We start from the raw sequence: 21649 nt of genomic DNA, 5'->3' as shown, positions 1-21649 counted from the left end.
GGGCACGCTCGGGAACGGGATCACGGGTGAGGCATCACTGCTGACTGGCATGACGGGACAGCGGGCGCTGGGCACGGGTCCGGATCGGTGCGCGGCGCGGGCCGGCGCGGATACGGCGGTGTTGCGGGACGTCTTCGGCCGGATGCCGTACACGACACGCGACTGCGGATGCAGCGCGGAGATCGGAAGGCGTCGGGCCGGGCCGGTGGGGTGACCGCGATTCGGAGGGCGCTGGTGCGCACCGCTGCGGATAACTGGCCGGAATACTGTGGCACAGGGTACGCGCAGCGCCGGGGCGCTGTCCAGCGCAGTCGACGCGCGCTGTGCACTCGCGAACGTCCTACACTTGCCGCCGCTGTTTCGAAGGGGTCTGGACGATGTGGTACGCGATCGAGGGATACGACGGCGCCGACGTGCTCGAGCGACGCCTGGCAGCGCGGCCCGCGCATCTCGAGCGTCTGCTCGCGTTGCGTGATGCCGGGCGGCTGCTGCTGGCCGGGCCGTGCCCGGCGATCGACGCCGAGGATCCGGGCGCAGCGGGCTTCACCGGCAGCATCGTCGTCGCGGAGTTCGACTCCCTCGATGCGGCGCGCGCCTGGGCGGATGCCGATCCGTACGTGGACGCCGGCGTCTACGTGCGAGTGGACGTGCGGCCGTTCCGGCCTGTTCTTCCCTGAGGGCCGCAAGGCTCACGCGCCGCTGCACGGGGGTGCGGTCCGCGTCGAATCGAGGGGCCGCGGCGACGCGTTCTTGATCCCCGCGCAATGCTGCGCTGCAGCGCATACAGATGTGACGCAAAGTTTGCAGAAGTGACCTGGAAACGCTTACATTCGCGCCGTTCGCTGTGAGCGGGGTATTGGAATGGGTGTGACCATCAAGGATGTCGCGAAAGCCGCCAGCGTGTCGGTGGCGACGGTGTCGCGCGCCCTCAATGGTCACCAGAACGTGGCCGAAGCCGTCCGCGCCCGGGTGCTCGAGGCCGCGGCGGCCCTCCGCTACAGCCCGCATCATGCCGCGCGCAGTCTCAGCAGCCGGCGCACGCAGACGGTCGGCGTCGTCCTGCCGGACCTGCACGGTGAATTCTTCTCCGAACTGATGCGCGGGATCGACCAGGTGGCACGGACCCAGGGATTGCACGTCCTCGTGTCCAGTTACCACGGCAATCCGGTGGAGCAGGGCGCCGCCTTGCGCGCGATGCGCGGGCGGGTGGATGGCCTGCTGCTGTTGTCGCCCTACGTGCACGACGCCGATTTCCTCGCCCAGAACGTCGACGCCAGCCTGCCGCTGGTACTGATGAACTCGGCCGGTCCGGTGGACCGGGTGTCGATCGGCATCGACAACTACGGCGGCGCGCGCGACATGGTGCGGCATCTGGTCGAGGCCGGTCACCGTCGCATCGCGTTCCTCGGCGGGCCCGAGGACAACGACGACGCGCGCGAGCGTCTGCGCGGGTATCGCGACGGCCTGGCGGCGGCGGACGCCGGTCTCGAGCCCTGGGAGCTGCCCGGGCGGTTCGACGAGGATTCGGGTCACCAAGCCGGCCAGGCCCTGCTGGCGCTGGACACGCGTCCCGATGCCGTATTCGCGGCCAACGACACCATGGCGATCGCCTGCCTCTACGCACTCGGTCGCGGCGGCGTGCGCACGCCGGACGAGATTGCCGTCGTCGGTTTCGACGACATTCCGCTTGCACGCTACGTTCACCCCGCGCTAACGACGATGCGCGTCGACATCGCTGAACTGGGGGCACGCGCACTGCGCGCGCTGCTCGATCCTGAAGCCGGACAACAGATCACACCGGGGTCCACCCGGGGGCTGCAGCCGGCACTGGTGGTTCGCGATTCCTGCGGCGCACGCCGCGCCGACGGAGCGCGAGCGCCGCGCTGACATCACTGCACGACACCTGGAGCCTTGGGAGGGGATCTGGATGAGGATCGAGTCACCTGGTGTCGCGTGCGCGTCGCTGCGGCGGCCGCGCGCCGGCCGCGGCGTCTGTTCGGACGCCCGGCCGCGTTGCTTCCGTGCCCCCACTGCACCCGTTGCCCCGTTCCCTGACTCGATCGCGTCGCCTCCGGCAGACGCGGATCGCAGTCGCCCCGATGTCCGCTGCTCCCGATCCGTTCCCGCATCGCGGGCCCGGTCGGAGCGCCGTGCGCCGCAGGATGCAGCGCCGTCCGACCGGCCCGGTCTTTCATCGTCTTTCCGATTCCAGTGAGAACACCCATGACGTACATCCCGCTGCGTTCCCGCCCGCTGTCGCGCTCGCTCCTGAGCGTGGCGCTCGGCACCTGTATCGCCTTCGCTGCACCCGCCGCGCTGGCCCAGTCCACGGCCGCGACGATCCGCGGCCAGGTGATGGTCGACTCCTCACCCGCCACCGATGCACGCGTGACCGCGATCAATACCGCCACCGGCCTGAGCCGCAGTGTCGGCGTCAGCGCGAACGGCAACTACAACCTCGCGGGCCTGCCGCCGGGCACCTACCGCCTGCAGGTGGACGCGAACGGGCAGAGCACATCGCAGACCGTGACCGTGGCCGTGGGCCAGACCGCGACATTGAATCTCGGCGTCGGCGGCGTCGCGGAAAGCGCGCCGGCGGGCGAGGCCCAGGACCTCGACACGGTGCGGGTGACGGCGGAGGCACTGGTGGAAACCAAGACATCCGAGATCGCGACCTATATTTCCCAGAAGCAGATCGACTCGCTGCCGCAGAACTCGCGAAACTTCCTGTCCTTTGCCGACATCGTTCCGGGTGTGACGGTGACCAACTCGCCCACGGGGGCGTCTATCAGGAGCGGCGCGCAGGTTTCGAATGCGGTCAACGTCTTCATCGACGGCGTCGGCCAGAAGGATTACGTGCTCAGGGGCGGCATAACGGGGCAGGACTCGACACCGGGAAATCCATTCCCTCAGTTGGGTATCGCCGAGTACAAGGTCATCAGTTCGAACTACAAGGCCGAGTACGACCAGCTCTCGAGCGCGGGCATCACGGCAGTGACAAAGTCGGGCACGAACGAGTTCGAAGGCCAGTTCTTCTGGGACTACACCGCGCAGGACTTCCGGGCCAAGACCGCTGATGAAAATTTTCGCGGGCGTGACAAGGTGCGGTCCGGTACTGAGCACTACGGCGTCGCGATCGGCGGTCCCATCCTCATGGATCGTCTGCACTACTTCGTGACGTATGAGGCGAAGGAAATCGAGCGCGTGGCGTCGATCACGCCTGGTCGCAATATCCCGATCGATGCTCTGCCGCCGCCATACCGTGAGGCCGCACTCGCGACAACGGGCTCGCCTTTCAAGGAAGACCTGTTCTTCGGAAAGTTGAGCTGGACGCCGGGCGATGCGCACCTGATCGAGTTCACCGCGAAGTACCGGCAGGAGGACGATATTGTCGGCGTCGATGGAATCAACACATTCCAGTACGGCACCACGCGTGCGGGCGAGGAGACACGCCTCGATCTGCGTTATCAGTACAGCACCGAGAACTGGCTCAACGACGCACACATCACCTATGAAGATGCGAGCTTCGGCCCCTTGCCGCTCACGATCGCGCCAGGGCTTCGCCTGCTGACGCCGGCAGAAGGTCAGGAGACCGTCAACAATCCCAACATGAGCGCCATTCTCAACATTGGTGGCGGCCCGGACCAGCAGGACAAGGGGCAGAAGGGACTGGGATTCCAGAACGACTTCACCTGGTTCGGCTTCGAAGGCCACACCATCAAAGCGGGCATCAAGTACAAGCAGATCGACGTGAGCGCGCTGCAGCGCAGCCCGCCGAACCCGCAGTACTCGTTCGATCTCAGCCGGAATCTCGATGTGCCCTATCAGGTGCAGTTCACGGCATCGGGTCTGGGTACGGCCGAGCCGGTGCTGTCGGAAAACAAGCAGCTGGGCCTCTACATCCAGGACGACTGGGACGTTACCGATCGGTTGACCGTGAACCTCGGTGTGCGCTGGGATTACGAAACGACGCCGAGCTACGAGGATCATGTAACACCACAGGCGGTGGTCGACGCACTGGCCGCATCGCCCGGTCTCAACGCACCCGGAGTGGACTACGACTACCGGCAGTTCGTCAGCACCGGCCGCGAACGCAGCGCGACCAAAGGCAATTTCCAGCCGCGCGTCGGCTTCTCGTACGACTTCAGCGGCGATGAGAGCTTCGTCCTGTTCGGCGGGGCAGGGCGCTCGTACAACCGTAACCAGTTCGACTATCTGGCACGCGAGCAATACGGCCTGGCCTTCCAGCGCTACACCTACCAGTTCAACCAGCCCGGCCACGAATGCCGCACATCGTCGCCGCAGAGCTGTCTGGACTGGGATCCGAGCTATTTCGATCAGGCGACGCTGGACCAGCTGGCCGCGGCCGCTCCGAACGTCGGCAGCGAAGTGTTCCTGATCGACAACGATCTGAAGACGCCGTATTCCGACCAGTTCAGCCTTGGCGTCCGCAACGTGTTCGAGATGGGCGGCCAGTCGTGGAACTCGTCGGCGACGCTGCTGCACGTGCTGAGCCACGACGGCATCCTGTTCACCGCAGGCAACCGGCGTGACGACGGCTCGTTCTACGAGCCGGGCCGTACCTTCGGCGGCATTCCGCCGGCGAACCTGCCGGGTTTCGGGCGTCTGCTGATCGGCCGCAATGCTGTAGAGACCCGTCTCAACTCGGTGTTGCTGTCGCTGGACAAGCCGTTCACCAGCGATTCCGGCTGGGGTACGACCATCGCGTACACGTACAGCGACGCGAAGGAGAACCGAAACAACAGCGACACGTTCTCGTTCGACTATCGTGATCTGGATGACGTCGCGTTTACGCGGGCAATTGGAATTCCCCGTCACCGTCTTGTGACGACTGGTATTTACGACATCGGCTGGGGCTTCACGCTGTCAGGCAAGTTCGAGATCTCATCACCTGCTGCGCGTGAATCGCTGAATTGTGTCGCCATCGACACCTTGAACTGCTTCTTCGATTCCTACTATCCGGAGACGAGTGTCGGCTTCAAGCAGTTCGACATCGCGTTGCAGAAGGAGTGGGACACAGGGACGGATATCCGCCTGCGTGTCCGTGCCGACGTACTCAACGTCTTCAACTGGTACAACTGGACGGACTACATCGATTTCCGGGGCGACGGTCGTGATCCGAACGTGCCCGGAAGCGTCGCCAACCCGAATGCGAACTTCGGTCGGCGCAACCCCGACAGCTTTGCGACGGCATTCCCGCCTCGCACGTTCAAGCTCACCTTCGGCATCAACTGGTAACGAGACGCTGCCGGCCCCCGTACGGGCGCCGGCAGTTTTATACTGTCTGTTGAAAACGATTTCAGCGCGAGGTTTCCGTCACGATGCACTCCCGTCTGCGTGCCGCCCAGGTTCTGATCCTCACCGCGCTCGTCGCGCTCCTGATCGCCGGTTGCGGTCGCCAGGAACCGGCCGAACCGGCTGTGCCGGCGCCCAAACCGGGGCCGATCGCGCAGGTGCCCGAGCCCGAGCCGGAACCCGAGGAGGCGGGGCCGCCGGAGTTGCCGCCGTTGTTCGCCGACATCGAGCGGCGCACGTTCCAGTTCTTCTGGGATACCACCAACGAGGTCAACGGCCTGACCCCGGACCGCTTCCCGTCGCGTCCGTTCTCGAGCGTCGCCGCGGTGGGCTATGCGTTGACCGCGTATCCGATCGGCATCGAACGCGGCTGGGTGAGCCGCACCCAAGCCGTGGATCGCACGCTCACCACGCTGCGCTTCTTCCGCGACGTGCGCATGGGGCCGCAGGCGACCGGCACCGGCGGCCACCAGGGCTTCTTCTACCATTTCGTCGACATGGACAAGGGGCACCGCTTCGAGCCGTGGGTGGAACTGTCCAGCGTGGACACCGGCCTGATGATGATGGGCGTGCTGTTCGCGCAGTCGTATTACGACCGTGACGACCCGCGCGAGGCGGAGATCCGCAAGATCGCCGACCAGCTCTACCGCAACGTGCGCTGGCCGTTCCTGCAGCAGCGCAAGCCGCTGATCTCGATGGGCTGGTATCCCGAAAGCGGCTTCATCGAGCACGACTGGACCGGCTACGACGAAGCGATGCTGGTCTACATCCTTGCGCTGGGCTCGCCCACGCATCCGGTCGAGCCCGATGCCTGGGAGGTGTGGACGCGCACCTACGACCGCTCCTGGGGCGTGTTCCGTGGCCAGGAATACCTGAGTTTCGCGCCGCACTTCGGTCACCAGTACACCCATGTGTGGATCGACTTCCGCGGCATCCGCGACGACTACATGCGCCGCCGGGGGATCGACTATTTCGAGAACAGCCGCCGCGCGACCTACGCCCAGCGCCAGTACGCGATCGACAATCCGATGGGCTGGAAGGAATACGGCGAAAACGTCTGGGGCCTGACCGCCAGCGACGGACCGCAGCGCACCACGCAGGACTACAACGGCGAGCAGCGCGAGTTCCGGCACTACAGCGCGCGCGGCGCGGGCCTGGACGTGGCGTTCGACGACGGCACGATTGCGCCGACCGCGGCCGTGGCCTCGATCGCGTTCGCGCCCGAACTGGTGATTCCGGCGACCGAGGAGATGCATCGCCGCTACGGCGACTACCTGTATTCGAGCTACGGGTTCCTCGATGCGTTCAACCCCAGCTTCACCTACGAAGACGTGCCGCTGAAGACGGGGCGGCTGATCCCGGGCCGCGGTTGGGTCGCCAGCGACTACATCGCCATCGACCAGGGACCGATCCTGGCGATGATCGCGAACTACCGGAACAACTTCGTCTGGGACGTGATGAAGAAGAACGAGCACATCCGCCGCGGTCTCGAGCGTGCGGGCTTCACCGGAGGCTGGCTCGCCGGCGAGGACGAGCCGCAGGATTCCGGTCCGGCGGACGTGGACGCGGCGACCGCGCGGGCGATCGGCATCGCCGAGTCGCGCGCCGCCAACCAGACCCGTGACAACGATGCGCGCGCACCGGCACCTGCGCCGGCGCGCGCGTCGGAACCGGTCCCGGTGGAGTAGACGGATGCGGCCCGCACGCCCCCGGCCCGGTGCCCGCCGCATGCCTGCGCCGGGCACCGCGTCCGCACTGCTGTGGATGGTGCTGGTGCTGGCCGGGTGTGCGCGCCATGAGGGCGACACGGTCATCCGTTTCTGGGCGATGGGCCGCGAGGCCGAGGTGGTGGCCGAGCTGGTGCGCGAATTCGAGGGCGACAACCCGGGCATCCGCGTCGAGATCCAGCAGATTCCGTGGACCTCGGCGCACGAGAAGCTCCTGACCGCCTTCGCGGCCGATGCGCTGCCCGACATCTGCCAGCTCGGCAACACCTGGGTGCCGGAGTTCGCGGTGCTGGGCGCGCTGGAACCGGTGCAGGCGCGCATCGATGCGTCGGCGGTGATCGACGAGGACGATTATTTTCCGGGCATCTGGCGCACGAACGTCGTCGACGGCACGCTGCTCGGCGTGCCGTGGTACGTCGACACGCGGCTGATCTTCTACCGGCGCGACATCCTCGCCGCCGCCGGCGTCGACGCGCTGCCGACGACGTGGGCCGAATGGGAGGCCGCGATGGCGGCCGTCAAGCAGCACGTCGGGCCGTCGCGTTACGCGGTGATGCTGCCGCTCAACGAGTTCGAGCAGCTGCTGTCGTTCGGTCTGCAGGCCGGCGATCCGCTGCTGCGCGACGACGACGGGCGCGGAAACTTCTCCAGCCCCGGTTTCCGCCGCGCGCTCGGCTTCTACGCCAACATGTTCGAACAGGGCTGGGCGCCGCGGATGTCCGAGACCCAGATTTCCAATGTCTGGGACGAGTTCGGCCGCGGCTTCTTCTCGTTCTACGTCTCCGGTCCCTGGAACATCCGCGAATTCCGCAACCGGATGCCCGCGGCGCTGCAGGACCAGTGGGGGACGGCGCCGTTGCCGGGTCCTGACGGTCCCGGCGCCGGCATCGCGGGCGGAACGTCGCTGGTGATGTTCCGCGATTCGCCCAACAAGGACGCGAGCTGGAAGCTGATGGAGTTCCTGTCGCGTCCCGACATCCAGCAACGCTTCCACGCGATGATCGGCAACCTGCCGCCACGCCGCAGTACCTGGGACTTCCCGCAACTGCGCGAGGACCCGTATGCGCAGGCGTTCCGCGACCAGCTCGAACGCGTGCAGCCCACGCCGCAGGTGCTCGAGTGGGAACGCATCGTGCAGGAGATGCGCCTGGCCAGTGAACGCGTGGTCCGTGGCGGCATGTCGCAGGACCAGGCCGTGCGTGACCTCGATGCACGCGTCGACACGCTGCTGGAGAAGCGACGCTGGGTGCGCGAACAGCAGGACGACGCGGCGTCCGTGGGCGTGCGCTCGCGTGCGAACGGCGCTGCAGGCCATCTGGCGTCGCGCGCAGCCGCCTCGATCGACGACCCGCCGCGCGCGCACCGTGCGGGAGCCGGCCATGCGCACTAGTACCGCCGGCTGGATCTTCGCCGGCCCCGCACTGATCGTGCTGGGCGTGTTCTTCGCGATTCCGGTCGCGTCGGCGCTGTTGCTCAGCCTGACCGACTTCGACCTCTACGCGCTGGCCGACATGTCGAACCTGCGCTTCGTCGCGCTCGGCAACTACGTCGATCTGCTGCGCACGCCGCTGTTCTGGAAATCGCTCGGCAACACCGCGTACTTCGTCGTCATCGGCGTGCCGCTGTCGATCGCGGTGTCGCTGGGCGCGGCGCTGCTGCTCAACGCCAAGGTCGCGCGCTTCAAGGGCCTGTTCCGCACCGCGCTGTTCGCGCCGGTGGTGACGACGCTGGTCGCGGTCGCGGTGATCTGGCGCTACCTCTTCCACACCAGCTACGGCCTCGTGAACTGGGCGCTGGGCCACGTCGGCATCGCGCCGGTGGACTGGCTGGGCGATCCGGCCTGGGCAATGCCGACGATCATCCTGTTCGCGGTGTGGAAGAACTTCGGCTACAACATGGTGATCTTCATCGCCGGTCTCGCCGCGATTCCCGAAGACCTCTACGAGGCCGCGCGCATCGACGGCGCCTCGCGCTGGCAGCAGTTCGTCCACGTCACGCTGCCGATGCTCGGGCCGGTGTTGCTGGTGGTCGCGGTGATCACGGTCTCGGGGTACTTCCAGCTGTTCGCCGAGCCGTATGTGATGACCCGCGGTGATCCGCTGCAGAGCACGGTCAGCGTGCTGTACTTCATGTACGAGGAAGGCTTCATGTGGTGGAACCTCGGCCGCGCGTCGGCGGTGGCGTTCCTGCTGTTCCTGATCATCCTCGGCGTGACCACGCTGTTGCTGCGCGCGGGCCGCCGCCGGGAGATGGTATGAACCGCGCCGCGCTCGTGCCCCGCGAAGTCGGTGCGTCGCGCTGGACGGCGTGGACGGTCAATGGCGCGCTGGGGCTGCTGGCGATCGTCGCGCTGGCACCGCTGGCGTGGATGCTGTCGGTGTCCTTCATGCCGACCGGCGAAGCCAGCGGTTTTCCGCCGCCGCTGCTGCCGTCGGCGCTGACCTTCGACAACTACCGGCAACTGTTCGCACGCGCCGGCATGGGCCGGTACTTCGTCAACAGTCTCGTGGTCTCGGGGGCGATCACCCTGGGCGCGCTGCTGGTCAACACCATGGCGGGCTATGCCTTCGCCAAGCTGCGCTTCCGCGGCCGCGAACGGCTGTTCCAGGTCCTGCTGGGCGCACTGGTGATTCCGGCCCAGGTCGCGATGCTGCCGCTGTTCCTGATGATGAAGGGCATGGGGCTGGTCAACAGCTTCGGCGCGGTGATCATCCCGGCGCTGGCGACGGTGTTCGGCATCTTCCTGGTGCGCCAGTACGCGCGCTCGATTCCCGACGAGCTGCTGGAAGCCGCGCGCATCGACGGCGCCGGCGAGCTGCGGATCTTCTTCCAGATCGTGCTGCCGATGCTCAAGCCGGTGCTGGTGACGCTGACCATTTTCACCTTCATGGCCGCGTGGAACGATTTCATGTGGCCGCTGATCGTGCTGACCGACCAGAGCAACTACACGCTGCCGGTGGCGATCGCCGCGTTGTCGCGCGAGCACATCCAGGACGTCGAGATGATGATGGCCAGTGCCGTGGTCACGGTGATTCCGGTGCTGCTGCTGTTCATCGCCTTGCAGCGCTACTACATCCAGGGATTGCTGCTCGGCAGCGTCAAGGGATGAGGCCGCGCGCTTGCGGCCGCAGAGCGCGGGCGCCCACGCCATGGCGTGCAGCGCCCGTGCGAGTGTAGGAGCGCGCTTGCGCGCGATGTGGCGTTCCCTGAGTAGCCCCATCGCGCGCGCGAGCGCTCCCTACAGAAATCCGGAGTCGAACCAAGGAGCCAATGCCCCGCATGAAGATTCTCGACACCCGCGCCATGCGCGCGCCTGCCGAACCCGACATGATGCGGGCTGCCGACACCGCCGCGTCGTCCGGTCCTCTGCGCCTGGCGCGCATCGCACGCGTCTTCGGCATCGCTGCACTCGCCGCTGCCCTGGCTGCCTGCAACGTCTCACCCACGCCGTCGGGCGAAGGGGCCGCGTCGGCGGGCGAGGGTGTCCGCCTGCTCGATGGCTTCGACGATCCGTCGCTCTGGCAGGTAGTGACCTCCAACCAGGTCAGCGGCGCGCTGCGCGCCGTCGACGGTGTCGACGGCGCGGCGCTGTGCCTCGACTACGATTTCAACGGCGTGTCCGGCCATGTCGGCATCCAGCGCGAGTTGCCGCTCGAATATCCCGAGAACTTCCGCTTCGGCTTCCAGCTGCGCGGCGAATCGCCGGCCAACGATCTCCAGTTCAAGCTGGTCGATGCCAGTGGCGACAACGTCTGGTGGGTGAACCGGCCGAAATACGACTACCCCGAAGACTGGACCCCGGTGCGCTACCGCACCCGGCACATCGACAAGGCCTGGGGACCGGATCCCGACAAGACCCTGCGGTCCAGCCAGAAGATCGAGTTCACGATCTACAACAACGCCGGCGGCGCGGGCTCGGTGTGTTTCGACACGCTGACGTTCGAACCACTGCCGGCCGACGACACCTCGCCGCTGACGCTCGCGGCGTCCTCGCAGAGCACGCCGGAGGGCGTGGCCCATGCGACCGATGGCAACCCGGAGACCGCATGGACCACCGGTGCCGGCCCACAGACGCTGGTGCTCGACCTCGGCTCGGTGCGCGAGTTCGGCGGCCTGCGCCTGCAGTGGGCCGAGGGGCGCGAGGCATCGGCCTATGCGGTCTCGCTGTCCGATGACGGCCAGACCTGGAACGAGGTGCGCACGGTCGTCGACGGCAACGGCGGTGTCGACTGGCTGTCGCTGCCGGAATCGGAAGCGCGCTACATCGGGCTCGCGCTGCAGGCGGGGCCCGGCGAGGGCTTCGCACTGGCGGAGGTGGCCGCGCATCCGGTCGCCGTCACCGAGCATCCCAACGACTTCATCAAGGCGGTCGCCGCCGACCATCCGCGCGGCCGGTTCCCGCGTGGCTTCAGCGGCGAGCAGCCCTACTGGACGATCCTCGGCCTCGACGGCGGCACCCAGCAGGGCCTGATCGGCGAGGACGGCGCGATCGAGGTCGCCGCCGGCGGGTTCTCGATCGAACCCTTCGTGCGCGTCGACGACGCGCTGGTGACCTGGGCCGATGTCGAAGCCACGCAATCGCTGCAGGACGATTACCTGCCGATTCCCAGTGTCGACTGGCGCCACGACGCGCTCGCGCTGCGCGTGACCGGTTTCGCCCGCGGCACGCCCGAGACGTCGCAGCTGGTCGCGCGGTATCGCCTGGAGAACACCGGTGCACAGGCGCGCGACTACACGCTCGCACTCGCGGTGCGACCGCTGCAGGTCAATCCACCGAGCCAGTTCCTCAACATCATCGGCGGGGTGAGCCCGCTGCGCGCGGTGTCGGTGACCCCGGACCGGGTCAGCGTGGACGGCATGCCGCGCGTGTTCGCACGCGAGCCGGCGCAGGCGGCGTTCGCGACCACGTTCGACGCCGGCATGGAGATCGAGCACATCGCGGCCGGCCGCGTGCCGGCGACCACCGAGGTCGACGATCCGCAGGCCTTCGCGTCGGGTGCGCTGCTCTACAGCATGCGTCTGGAGCCCGGCCAGTCGCGCGAGTTCGACCTGCTGGTGCCGATGACGGGTGCCGCGCCGGCGACGAGCGGCTGGAATCCGCAGGCCTGGCAGGACGCGGTGGCCAACGACTGGCGCACCAAGCTGGGCGAGGTCGGCATCGAAGTGCCCGAGGCCGGCAAGGCGCTCGCCGACACGCTGCGCACCTCGCTCGCGCACATGCTGATCTCGCGTATCGGACCGCGCCTGCAGCCGGGCACGCGGTCGTATGCGCGCAGCTGGATCCGTGACGGCGCGATGATCTCCGAAGGCCTGCTGCGCATGGGCCGGCCGGAAGTCGTGAAGGAATACGTCGAGTGGTACGCGCCCTACCAGTTCGACAACGGCATGGTGCCGTGCTGCGTCGACGATCGCGGCAGCGATCCGGTGCCCGAGAACGACAGCCACGGCGAGTTGATCTTCAACATCGCCGAGTACTGGCGCTACACGAATGACGATGCGTTTCTCGCCGCGATGTGGCCGCACGTGCTCGGCGCGTTCGACTACATGGAAGTGCTGCGCGCCAGCGAGCGCACCGAGGCCAACCGGGCGGTCAACGAAGCCTTCTACGGCATGATGCCGGCGTCGATCAGCCACGAGGGCTATTCGGCCAAGCCGATGCATTCGTACTGGGACAACTTCTGGGCGCTGCGCGGCTACAAGGACGCGGTCGAGGTCGCCGAGGCGCTGGGCAAGACCGAGGACAGCGCTCGCATGATCGCCGCGCGCGACGAGTTCCGCGTGGACCTCGATGCGTCGCTGCGTGCGGCAGCGCGGATCCACGGCATCGATTTCCTGCCCGGCGCCGCCGAACTCGGGGATTTCGATGCCACATCGACGACCATCGCGCTCGCTCCGGGCGGCGAACAGGGCCGTCTGCCCGAGCCGCTGCTGACCAATACCTTCGAGCGCTATTGGACCAAGTTCACCGATCGCCGCGACGGCCGCGAGCCGTGGAAGGACTACACGCCCTACGAGTGGCGCAACGTCGCCGCGTTCGTGCGCCTGGGCTGGCGTGAGCGTGCGAACGAGGTGCGCGAGTGGTTCTTCGACCACCGCGCGCCGCTGGCCTGGAACCAGTGGGGCGAAGTGGTCACGCCGACCCCGCGCACGCCGTTCTTCCTCGGCGACCTGCCGCACGCGTGGGTGGGCTCGGATTTCGTCCGCTCGGCGCTGGACATGTTCGCCTACGTCCGCGAGGTCGACGACAGCCTCGTGCTCGCGGCCGGTGTGCCGGCCGAGTGGCTGGACGGCGAGGGTGTCGCGCTGCGTGGCATGCGCACGCCGCAGGGCCGCGTGGGCTATCGCCTGCGCCGCGACGGGAGCGCGCTGCTGCTCGACGTCGATGCCGGCAGTGGCCTGCCGCCGGGCGGCCTCGTGCTGCAGTGGCCGTACGCCAGCGTCCCCGGTGCGACGACGATCGACGGCCGCGCGGTGCAGTGGTCCGGCAACGAACTGCGCATCGAACGCGCCGGCGCGCGCGTGCGGGTCGAAGGCGCGGGCTGAGCCCCGAGTCGACACGGTCCACGCCGACGCGGGTGGGCCGCGAACGCCGCTCGCACCCCGCGCCAGCGGCGCGCGGGGCCGTCGTGGGCCGGGCGGGTGCGCAGACGCGGGCTGCGCTCGCCGCCTGCGGGTCGTCCGATGGCGCGTGCGCCGTTGCGACGGCGGCCGCCAATCGACGCGCCCGCCCTGGCCGGCCATCGCCATCCGGACTGCGGGCCGACGATGATCGGCCCTGGACCGGCCCGTCACGACGCGATGCCACGGCGGCGGACTCGATAGGCGCGCACCGGTTGCTCCGCCCCCAACCCGCGCAGGTGCGCGCGCGAGCAGCTGTCACAGCGCGTCGATCACGCGTTTGCGCGGCTCCGGCCGGGGTCGTCTCACGGGAGCCTTCCCGAGCTGCGCAGACTGGACTGACGGCCGCCTGCGATCGTGATCGCAGGCGTTCGCCCGCCGGCGGTGGCGACACGCGTCTGATGATCGCGAGGTGTCGCGCTGACCACGCGTCGAAGCGCGCTCGCGCGCGACGGGCTGCGTCCGGCAACGTCGCATCGCGCGCGAGCGCTGCGATACGGGATGTTCGCCGCGCCAACGCAACTGCCTGGACGGCGACTGACGACCGCCGCCCGAGGTCTGTCTACAACCGATTCGACGTCACCCGCAGCGCCGGGCGGAGCAGCGGCGCGGAACGCGCGCGCAAGTCCCGGTCAGGCCGCCCGCGCCGCGCGCACGATCTGCGCCGCACGCGCCGCCGTCTCGCGCACGCGGGTCCAGTCACCCGCGGCGATCCAGGCCTTGTCCAGCATCCACGAACCGCCGATGCAGAGCACGTTCGGCTGCGCCAGGAACTCGGCCGCGTTGGATTCGGAAATGCCGCCGGTCGGGCAGAAGCGCATGTCGTGCAGCGGACCGGCCAGGCCCTTGAGCATCGCCAGGCCACCGACCGCGCTGGCCGGGAACAGTTTGCAGTTGCGGAAACCGCGCTCGCGCAGCGCCATGAACTCGGTCGGCGTGGCCGCGCCCGGCACGGCCGGGATCGCCGCGTCGACCAGCGCATCGGCGAGCGCAGCCGGCGTGCCCGGCGTCACCAGGAAGTCGGCGCCCGCATCGACCGATGCACGGATGTTGTCGGCGTTGAGCACCGTGCCCGCGCCGATGACGATGCCCGGCCGTTCGCGCTTGAGCATCGCCAGCGCATCGACGGCCACCGGCGTGCGCAGGGTGAGTTCGAGCGTGTTCAAGCCGCCTTCGAGCAGGGCGTCGGCGATCGCGCGCGCCTCGTCGAGGGTGTGGACGGTGATCACCGGCAGCACGCCGGCGTTGCGCAGGAGTTCCGCGGCGTGGGACTGGCGATCCTGCATGGAGGCGGTCGAGGTCATCGGATCAGGCATCCTTGGAGTCGTGCGGCGCTTCGAGTGCGGCGGCATCGGCGCCGAGATCGTACTCGGCGTCGTAGTCCCACGCGCTGCTGTCGGTGGTGGCCGGCCCGCACGAGATCGACAGCGCGCCCTGGTCGGCGGGCGAGACGTTCGCGCGGTTGTAGCCGAACAGGTTGCGACCGTAGTCGGTGGGGGCCGGCGCGGTGTCGGCGGCGGCTTCGCGGGCCGCCCAGTCGTCGGCGTCGACCAGGGCTTCCAGCGTGCCGGCCTCGCCGTCGAGGCGGATCATGTCGCCTTCGCGCAGGTAGGCGAGCGGACCGCCGCGCGCGGCTTCGGGGGTGACGTGGATCGCGGCGGGAATCTTGCCCGATGCGCCCGACAGGCGTCCGTCGGTCACCAGCGCGACGCGCCGGCCCTGGTTCTGCAGCATGCCCAGCAGCGGCGCCAGCGAATGCAGTTCGGGCATGCCGTTGGCCCGCGGGCCCTGGTAGCGCACCACGGCCACGAAATCCTGCGGCAACGCACCGGCCGCATGGAGGCGGTTGAGCGCCTGCGGCGTGTCGACGACGACGGCCGGTGCCTCGATGCTGCGGTATTCCGGCTTGACCGCCGAGAGCTTGATCAGCGAGCGGCCGAGATTGCCGCGCAGCAGGCGCAGGCCGCCCTGCGCCTCGAAGGCATCGGAGGCGGGGCGCAGGACGGTGGTGTCGGCGCTGTGTTCGACGCCGGGCACGTAGACGAGGCGATCGCCGTCCAGCTTGGGATCGTTGCAGTAGGCGCGCATGCCGCCGTCGGCGACGGTCGTCAGATCGTCGTGCATCAGGCCGGCGTCCATCAGCTCGCGGAACACGAACGCATTGCCGCCGGCGGCGTGATAGCGGTTCACATCCGCCTCGCCGTTGGGATACACGCGGGCCAGCAGCGGCACCACCTGCGACAGCGCGTCCATGTCGTCCCAGGTGAGCAGGATGCCGGCCGCGCGGGCGACGGCGACCCAGTGGATGGTGTGGTTGGTCGAGCCGCCGGTGGCCATCAGCATCGCGACCGCGTTGACGATCGCGCGTTCGTCGATGAGTTCGCCGAGCGGACGGTAATCGTTGCCGAGCGCGCTGATCGCGACCGCGCGCGAGACCGCCTCGCGGGTCAGTGCCTCGCGCAGCGGCGTGCCGGGATTGATGAACGCCGCGCTGGGCAGCTGCACGCCCATCGCCTCGAGCATGGTCTGGTTGGAGTTGGCGGTGCCGTAGAACGTGCAGGTGCCGGCCGAGTGGTAGGACTGCGCTTCGACCTCCAGCAGTTCCTCGCGCGTGGCCTCGCCGGCGGCGTAGCGCTCGCGCACCGCCGCCTTGGTCTTGTTCGGGATGCCCGGCGTCATCGGACCGCCGGGCACGAAGATCGCCGGCAGGTGGCCGTAGGCGAGGGCGCCGATCAGCAGGCCGGGCACGATCTTGTCGCAGATGCCCAGGTAGACGCTGCTGTCGAACATGTCGTGCGACAGCGCGATCGCCGTGGCCTGGGCGATGACGTCGCGCGAGAACAGCGACAGCTCCATGCCGGCGCGGCCCTGGGTGACGCCGTCGCACATCGCCGGCACGCCGCCGGCCACCTGCGCCGTGGCACCGAGGGCGCGCGCCGCATTGCGGATGAATTCCGGATAGCTCTCGTAAGGCTGGTGCGCCGAGAGCATGTCGTTGTACGCGGTGACGATGCCGATGTTCGCGGTCGGCTCGGCGCGCAGGCGCTGCTTGTCGACCGGACCACTGGCGGCGAAGCCGTGGGCCAGATTCGCGCAGCTCAGCCGCCCGCGCAGCGGGCCTTCGTCGCGCATGCGTGCGATGCCGTCCAGATAGGCGCGACGCGAGGCGGCGCTGCGTTGACGGATGCGCTCGGTGACGGATTGGACGGTCGGATGCAGGCTCATGGGCGGCGGCTACGAGTCGTGGGGGAGGGGGTGCACCGCGCGCAGGGGGGGCGCGGGCAGCGCCGGATCAGGGGCACCAGTGCACGTGCAGCGCGGCGCCGGGCACGGTCAGCGCCAGACGCGCCGGAAGCTCACGGATGTCGTCACTCTCGACGAGGCGGTCGAGCAGTGCGCGCTTCTTCTCGCCGCGCACCAGCAGGATGCGGGTGTGCGCTGGGGCGAGCCCGGCCGGCGTGAGACTGATGCGCCGGTGCCACTGGCCCGCGCCCGGACATCCTGTGGCATCGACGCCGACGTACGGCGTGCTGGCCGCGACCGCGCGGTCGAAGTCCTGCATGCCCGGAAACAGCGACGCCGTGTGGCCGTCGTCGCCCATGCCCAGGACGACGACACCGGCCGGCTGCTTGGCGTGCAGGTTGGCCGTGGCGAGCGCCTCGTCGAACGGCCGTCCGGCGCGGGTGATCGCCTCGAGCCGCGCCTTCTGTGCCTTGTTCTGGATCAGCGTCTCGCGCACCAGGCGCGCATTGCTGTCGGGGTCTTCGGGCAGCAGCCAGCGCTCGTCGACCAGGGCGACATCGACCTTCTCCCAGTCGAGCGGTGCCTTGGACAGCGCGGCGTAGACCGGGCCGGGTGTCTTGCCTCCCGAGAGCAGCAGGCGCGCGCGCGGCCGCTGCTGCAGATCGCGGGCGATCGCGGACGAAATCGCGATCGCCGCGCCCCAGGTCCATTGGGTGGCGGATTCGTAAGCGTGCAGATGCATGCTTGCATCCTCGCCGATTCCGGCGGTATTGCCAAAGGCCGCCGCCGCGGACGTATTCACGCGACGGCCTTGCGGCAGGCGATCGCCGCCGCGCCCAGCAGACCCGCATGGGGGTGGGTGACGGCCACGCTCGGCACCTGGCCCATCGTCGGCGAGAACCGGCCCTTGTGTTCGAAGCGCTGGCGGAAGCCCGAATGGCGGATCGAATCGAGCATCTTCGGCACCAGGCCGCCGGTGAGGAAGACACCGTTCCACGCACCGAGGGTGAGCACGAGGTCACCTGCGATCGCACCGAACACCGCGCAGAACACATCGACCGCGCGGCTGCAGCGCGGATCGCCGGCGGCGGCCCCCGCGGTGATGTCGGCCGGACGCATCGGCCCGGGATCGACGCCGGCGATCTCGCTCAGCGCGCGATGGATGTTGACCAGGCCGGGGCCGCAGATCAGCCGCTCGTTCGACACCCGTCCGAACTGCGCCGACAGGTGTTCCAGGATGCGGATCTCCTCGGGCGTGCCCGGCGGGAAGCTCACGTGGCCGCCCTCGGTTTCCAGCGGATGGTGCTGGCCGTCGCGGATCACCAGGCCGCCGACGCCGAGGCCGGTGCCCGGGCCGATCACCGCATAGGTGCAGGGGCCATTTGCATCCTTCGGCACGGCCCACGGCACGCCGCCGATGGCGCTGTAGTCCCCGGGCTGCAGCAGCGGGATCGCCATCGCCTGGGCCGCGAAATCGTTGACCAGCTCGACGTCCTCGAGGCCGAGCTGCTGCCGGGTGCGCGGACGCGAGATCACCCACGGATGATTGGTGATGCGCGCCTCGTCGCCGTCGACGCGGCCGGCGACGGCGAACACCGCGCGCCGGATCGTGGCGCCGTCGCCGTGCCCGGTGGTGTCGAGATAGTGCTGCGCGGCTTCGGCCAGCGACGGAAAATCCGCGACCGCGAATCCGTGCACGGTGTCGAGCCGCAGCGGCGTGGCGCTGCCGGTATCGGCCAGCGCGAAACGGGCGTTCGTGCCGCCGATGTCGGCGAGCAGGGCCAGCGCCCCCGTCGTGCTCACGATTTACGTCCGTTGTGCGTGGTCAGCGTGCGCGGCAGGAAGGGCTGCGCTTCGACCGGCCCCCAGCTGCCGGCGGGATAGTCGCGCACGGGCGTGCCCGCTTCGCGCCAGGCCGCGCTGATGCTGTCGATGAAGCGCCAGGCGGCCTCCACCTCGTCGTCGCGCACGAACAGGGTCTGGTCGCCCTTGAGTGCGTCGATCATCAGTCGCTCGTAGGCGATGCGCCGCTTGGGCGGCAGCATCGCCAGGTCCAGCGACATCGGCTGCAATTCGTTCGCACTCCACTCCGAGGCGGCCAGGCTGCCCATCAGGCCGAGTTCGATGGTCTCCTCGGGCTGCAGGCGCACGCGCAACTGGTTGGCCCGCGCGCGCTTGCGCTCGTCGGCGCCGAACAGCCAGTGGGTGACCGGCTTGAAGGTCACGACGACCTCGCTGGTGCGCGACGGCATGCGCTTGCCCGTCACCAGACGGAACGGCACACCGGCCCAACGCCAGTTGTCGATCCATGCGCGCACGCCGACGAAGGTTTCCACGTCGTCGTGCCCGCCGTGCTTGAAGCCCTGGACCGCCCGGCCGTCCACGACGCCGTCACGATAGCGGCCGCGGATGCTGTCGGCCGCGGCCGCGGCCGGCGTCATCGGCCGAAGGGCGCGCAGCACCTTGCGCTTCTCGTCACGGATGCTGTCGGTGTCCATCGCCGCCGGCGGTTCCATCGCGATCAGCGCCAGCAGCTGCAGCATGTGGTTCTGGACCATGTCGCGCAGCGCGCCGTAATCGGCGTAGTAGCCCTCGCGGCCGTCCACGCCGGCGGTCTCGGCGACGATGATGTCGACCGATTCGATCCAGCGCCGCTCCCAGACCGCCTCGAACAGCGTGTTGCCCAGGCGCAGCGCCAGCAGGTTCTGCACCGGTGCCTTGCCGAGGTAATGATCGATCCGGAAGATCTGCGACTCGCTCAGTGCCGCCTTCAGCGTCGCATCGATGTCCTGGGCGCTGGCCAGGTCGTGGCCGATCGGCTTCTCCAGCACCAGCCGTGACGGCGCCTCGAGCAGGCCCGCGGCCTTCAGCCCGCGACAGGCCGATGCGAACAGGTTCGGCGGCGTCGACAGATAGCTGACCGCGGGGCGATCGGCGAAGCGCGACAGCGCGGCGGCCATCGAGTCGGCGTCCGACAGGTCCACGGGCACGTAATGCGTGCGGCGCAGCAGCTCGTCGAGCAGCGCGATGTCGTACTCGTCGCCCAGGCGCTCGCGCAGCCACGCCTGGAAGCTGGCGTCGTCGTGCTCGCTGCGTGCGATCGCAATGACCCGGAACGTCTCGGGGAGCAGCCGGTCGCGCAGCAGATGCAGCAGCGAGGGAAAGAGATAGCGTTGCGCCAGATCACCAGTGGCACCGAACAGCAGCAGGGAGTCGTGCATGGACGCCGGATTCGCTTCGGGTTCAGGATTGGGAATCACGGAGTGTGTCGTGCGATGGTCCTCGACCGCAATGCCCGATCGCACGCGGACGCCGACGAAGCGCATCGCGAGCGGCCTGCGCGGTGGTCACATACGTATGCGTCGCGTTCCTCGTCGACGCCCGGATCCGGCTGCGCTTGAAAACGGTTACATGGCAGAATAGCCGATCACGTGTGCATGCGGCCGCTCGGCGGCGTGTGCATGCCCACACGCCACGCGTCAGTCGGGAGAAGGCATGGCCAAGGTGCGGTTCGATGCGGTGCGCAAGGTGTATCCGAACGGCTACGTCGGTGTGGCCGGCGCCACGTTCGAGGTCGCCGACGGCGAGTTGCTGGTGCTCGTCGGACCTTCCGGCTGCGGCAAGTCCACACTGCTGCGCATGGTGGCCGGACTCGAGGCGATCAGCGACGGCACGCTGACCATCGGCGAGCGCGTGGTCAACGATGTGGCGCCGAAGGATCGCGACATCGCGATGGTGTTCCAGAGCTACGCCCTGTATCCGCACATGAGCGTGGCCGAGAACCTCGCGTTCGGGTTGAAGCTGCGCGGACAGTCGAAAGCCGCGATCGCCGCGCGCGTGGACGACGCCGCGCGGATGCTCGAACTGGACACGGTGCTCGACCGCAAGCCGGTGCAGCTCTCCGGCGGCCAGCGCCAGCGCGTCGCCCTGGGACGTGCGCTGGTGCGTCAGCCGCAGGTCTTCCTGCTCGACGAGCCGCTGTCGAACCTCGATGCCAAGCTGCGCGCCGGCATGCGCGTGGAGATCGCGCGGCTGCATCGTCAGCTCGGCACGACGATGATCTACGTCACCCACGACCAGATCGAGGCGATGACGCTGGGGCAGCGCATCGTGGTGCTCAAGGACGGACACATCCAGCAGATCGACACGCCGATGGCGCTGTACGAGCGCCCGGCGAACCTGTTCGTCGCCACCTTCCTCGGCAGCCCGGCGATGAACGTCCTGCGCGGTACGCTGGCGCAGGCGGCGGACGGCTGGCATCTCGATGCCGGCGGCGGCATCACGCTCGCGCTCGGCGATGCCGGCTTTCCGGCCGACTGGAACGGCCGCACGATCGATCTGGGCATCCGCCCCGAACATCTGCTGCCGGCAGACGGGGCCGGTGCCGCGCTGTCGCCGGTGGTCGAAGTGGTGGAGCCGGTCGGCAGCGAGGTCTTCGTCAACCTGCGCCTGGGGCCGAGCGCGCTGATCGCGCGCCTGCCGCCGGATCGCGTGCCGGTACCGGGCGAGGCCCTGCCGCTGGTGATCGCGGCGGGGCGCGCGCATGCATTCGACATCGAAACCGGCGAGCGGCTGATCACGCCGGCCGGTTGAGGCTGCTGCAGGCGCGGGCCTGCGCCCGGTACCGCCCGCGCGGCACGCGCGCCGGCCAGCGCCGCGGTCGCGGGGCGACAGCGGGGCCGTTTCGCTCCACCGATGCCGCCAGGCGTCACGAGGCCCGGTCGCCGCGCGGAGCGGGGCGGTGG

14 protein-coding genes are annotated in these 21649 nt (G+C 68.8%); 9 read left to right on the top strand and 5 right to left on the bottom strand.

Annotated elements, in window-relative coordinates:
* Window positions 1-377: 377 nt before the first annotated feature.
* From PQS31_RS14915 to PQS31_RS14880, 8 genes are all read left to right on the top strand, one after another.
* Window positions 378-677, top strand: a complete 300-nt coding sequence (locus PQS31_RS14915; protein ID WP_272763539.1) for a YciI family protein — start codon at window positions 378-380, stop codon at window positions 675-677.
* A 190-nt stretch (window positions 678-867) separates the two neighbouring features.
* Window positions 868-1887 carry a LacI family DNA-binding transcriptional regulator gene (locus PQS31_RS14910; RefSeq protein ID WP_272763538.1) on the top strand — a complete coding sequence of 340 codons (1020 nt, stop codon included), beginning with the start codon at window positions 868-870 and terminating at the stop codon, window positions 1885-1887.
* Between the two features lie 336 nt (window positions 1888-2223).
* A complete protein-coding gene (locus tag PQS31_RS14905; RefSeq protein ID WP_272763537.1) occupies window positions 2224-5259 on the top strand; it encodes a TonB-dependent receptor in 3036 nt (1011 codons plus the stop codon).
* A gap of 83 nt (window positions 5260-5342) precedes the next feature.
* The gene (locus tag PQS31_RS14900; protein ID WP_272763536.1) at window positions 5343-7004 is read left to right on the top strand and encodes a glucoamylase family protein; all 1662 of its coding nucleotides are present in this window, start codon (window positions 5343-5345) and stop codon (window positions 7002-7004) included.
* 40 nt (window positions 7005-7044) lie between these two features.
* Window positions 7045-8433 carry a sugar ABC transporter substrate-binding protein gene (locus PQS31_RS14895; RefSeq protein ID WP_272763535.1) on the top strand — a complete coding sequence of 463 codons (1389 nt, stop codon included), beginning with the start codon at window positions 7045-7047 and terminating at the stop codon, window positions 8431-8433.
* Complete coding sequence (locus PQS31_RS14890) at window positions 8423-9301, top strand: sugar ABC transporter permease (protein WP_272763534.1); 879 nt, start codon at window positions 8423-8425, stop codon at window positions 9299-9301. The genes PQS31_RS14895 and PQS31_RS14890 overlap by 11 nt, the downstream gene beginning before the upstream one ends.
* 14 nt (window positions 9302-9315) lie before the next feature.
* A complete protein-coding gene (locus tag PQS31_RS14885; RefSeq protein WP_272763555.1) occupies window positions 9316-10152 on the top strand; it encodes a carbohydrate ABC transporter permease in 837 nt (278 codons plus the stop codon).
* A 170-nt stretch (window positions 10153-10322) separates the two neighbouring features.
* Window positions 10323-13586 (top strand): discoidin domain-containing protein, encoded by a 3264-nt coding sequence (locus PQS31_RS14880; protein ID WP_272763533.1) that lies wholly within the window; start codon window positions 10323-10325, stop codon window positions 13584-13586.
* Between the two features lie 707 nt (window positions 13587-14293).
* Here PQS31_RS14880 and eda read toward each other — a convergent pair.
* From eda to zwf, 5 genes are all read right to left on the bottom strand, one after another.
* A complete protein-coding gene (eda, locus tag PQS31_RS14875; protein WP_272763554.1) occupies window positions 14294-14947 on the bottom strand; it encodes a bifunctional 4-hydroxy-2-oxoglutarate aldolase/2-dehydro-3-deoxy-phosphogluconate aldolase in 654 nt (217 codons plus the stop codon).
* A 22-nt stretch (window positions 14948-14969) separates the two neighbouring features.
* Window positions 14970-16886, bottom strand: a complete 1917-nt coding sequence (edd, locus tag PQS31_RS14870; protein ID WP_272763532.1) for a phosphogluconate dehydratase — start codon at window positions 16884-16886, stop codon at window positions 14970-14972.
* Between the two features lie 67 nt (window positions 16887-16953).
* The gene (gene pgl, locus PQS31_RS14865; RefSeq protein WP_272763531.1) at window positions 16954-17646 is read right to left on the bottom strand and encodes a 6-phosphogluconolactonase; all 693 of its coding nucleotides are present in this window, start codon (window positions 17644-17646) and stop codon (window positions 16954-16956) included.
* 56 nt (window positions 17647-17702) lie between these two features.
* Window positions 17703-18707, bottom strand: a complete 1005-nt coding sequence (gene glk / locus PQS31_RS14860) for a glucokinase (protein ID WP_272763530.1) — start codon at window positions 18705-18707, stop codon at window positions 17703-17705.
* The gene (zwf, locus tag PQS31_RS14855) at window positions 18704-20125 is read right to left on the bottom strand and encodes a glucose-6-phosphate dehydrogenase (protein ID WP_272763529.1); all 1422 of its coding nucleotides are present in this window, start codon (window positions 20123-20125) and stop codon (window positions 18704-18706) included. Before zwf ends, glk begins: the two co-directional genes overlap by 4 nt.
* Before the next feature lie 274 nt (window positions 20126-20399).
* Between zwf and ugpC the strand changes: the two genes are divergently transcribed.
* The gene (gene ugpC / locus PQS31_RS14850; protein ID WP_272763528.1) at window positions 20400-21497 is read left to right on the top strand and encodes a sn-glycerol-3-phosphate ABC transporter ATP-binding protein UgpC; all 1098 of its coding nucleotides are present in this window, start codon (window positions 20400-20402) and stop codon (window positions 21495-21497) included.
* The last annotated feature ends 152 nt before the right edge of the window (window positions 21498-21649 follow it).

Source organism: Luteimonas sp. BLCC-B24, from assembly GCF_028550595.1.
Taxonomy (GTDB): Bacteria; Pseudomonadota; Gammaproteobacteria; order Xanthomonadales; family Xanthomonadaceae; genus Luteimonas.
This window is presented reverse-complemented; position numbering and strand designations above follow the sequence as displayed.

What these genes read in the sequence shown, in the direction of transcription:
- PQS31_RS14915 (WP_272763539.1), top strand. Translation starts at nt 378, where the DNA reads ATGTGGTACGCGATCGAGGGATACGACGGCGCCGACGTGCTCGAGCGA.
- PQS31_RS14905 (WP_272763537.1), top strand. Translation starts at nt 2,224, where the DNA reads ATGACGTACATCCCGCTGCGTTCCCGCCCGCTGTCGCGCTCGCTCCTG.
- PQS31_RS14900 (WP_272763536.1), top strand. Translation starts at nt 5,343, where the DNA reads ATGCACTCCCGTCTGCGTGCCGCCCAGGTTCTGATCCTCACCGCGCTC.
- PQS31_RS14895 (WP_272763535.1), top strand. Translation starts at nt 7,045, where the DNA reads ATGCCTGCGCCGGGCACCGCGTCCGCACTGCTGTGGATGGTGCTGGTG.
- PQS31_RS14890 (WP_272763534.1), top strand. Translation starts at nt 8,423, where the DNA reads ATGCGCACTAGTACCGCCGGCTGGATCTTCGCCGGCCCCGCACTGATC.
- PQS31_RS14880 (WP_272763533.1), top strand. Translation starts at nt 10,323, where the DNA reads ATGAAGATTCTCGACACCCGCGCCATGCGCGCGCCTGCCGAACCCGAC.
- eda (WP_272763554.1), bottom strand. Translation starts at nt 14,947, where the DNA reads ATGCAGGATCGCCAGTCCCACGCCGCGGAACTCCTGCGCAACGCCGGC.
- edd (WP_272763532.1), bottom strand. Translation starts at nt 16,886, where the DNA reads ATGAGCCTGCATCCGACCGTCCAATCCGTCACCGAGCGCATCCGTCAA.
- pgl (WP_272763531.1), bottom strand. Translation starts at nt 17,646, where the DNA reads ATGCATCTGCACGCTTACGAATCCGCCACCCAATGGACCTGGGGCGCG.
- zwf (WP_272763529.1), bottom strand. Translation starts at nt 20,125, where the DNA reads ATGCACGACTCCCTGCTGCTGTTCGGTGCCACTGGTGATCTGGCGCAA.
- ugpC (WP_272763528.1), top strand. Translation starts at nt 20,400, where the DNA reads ATGGCCAAGGTGCGGTTCGATGCGGTGCGCAAGGTGTATCCGAACGGC.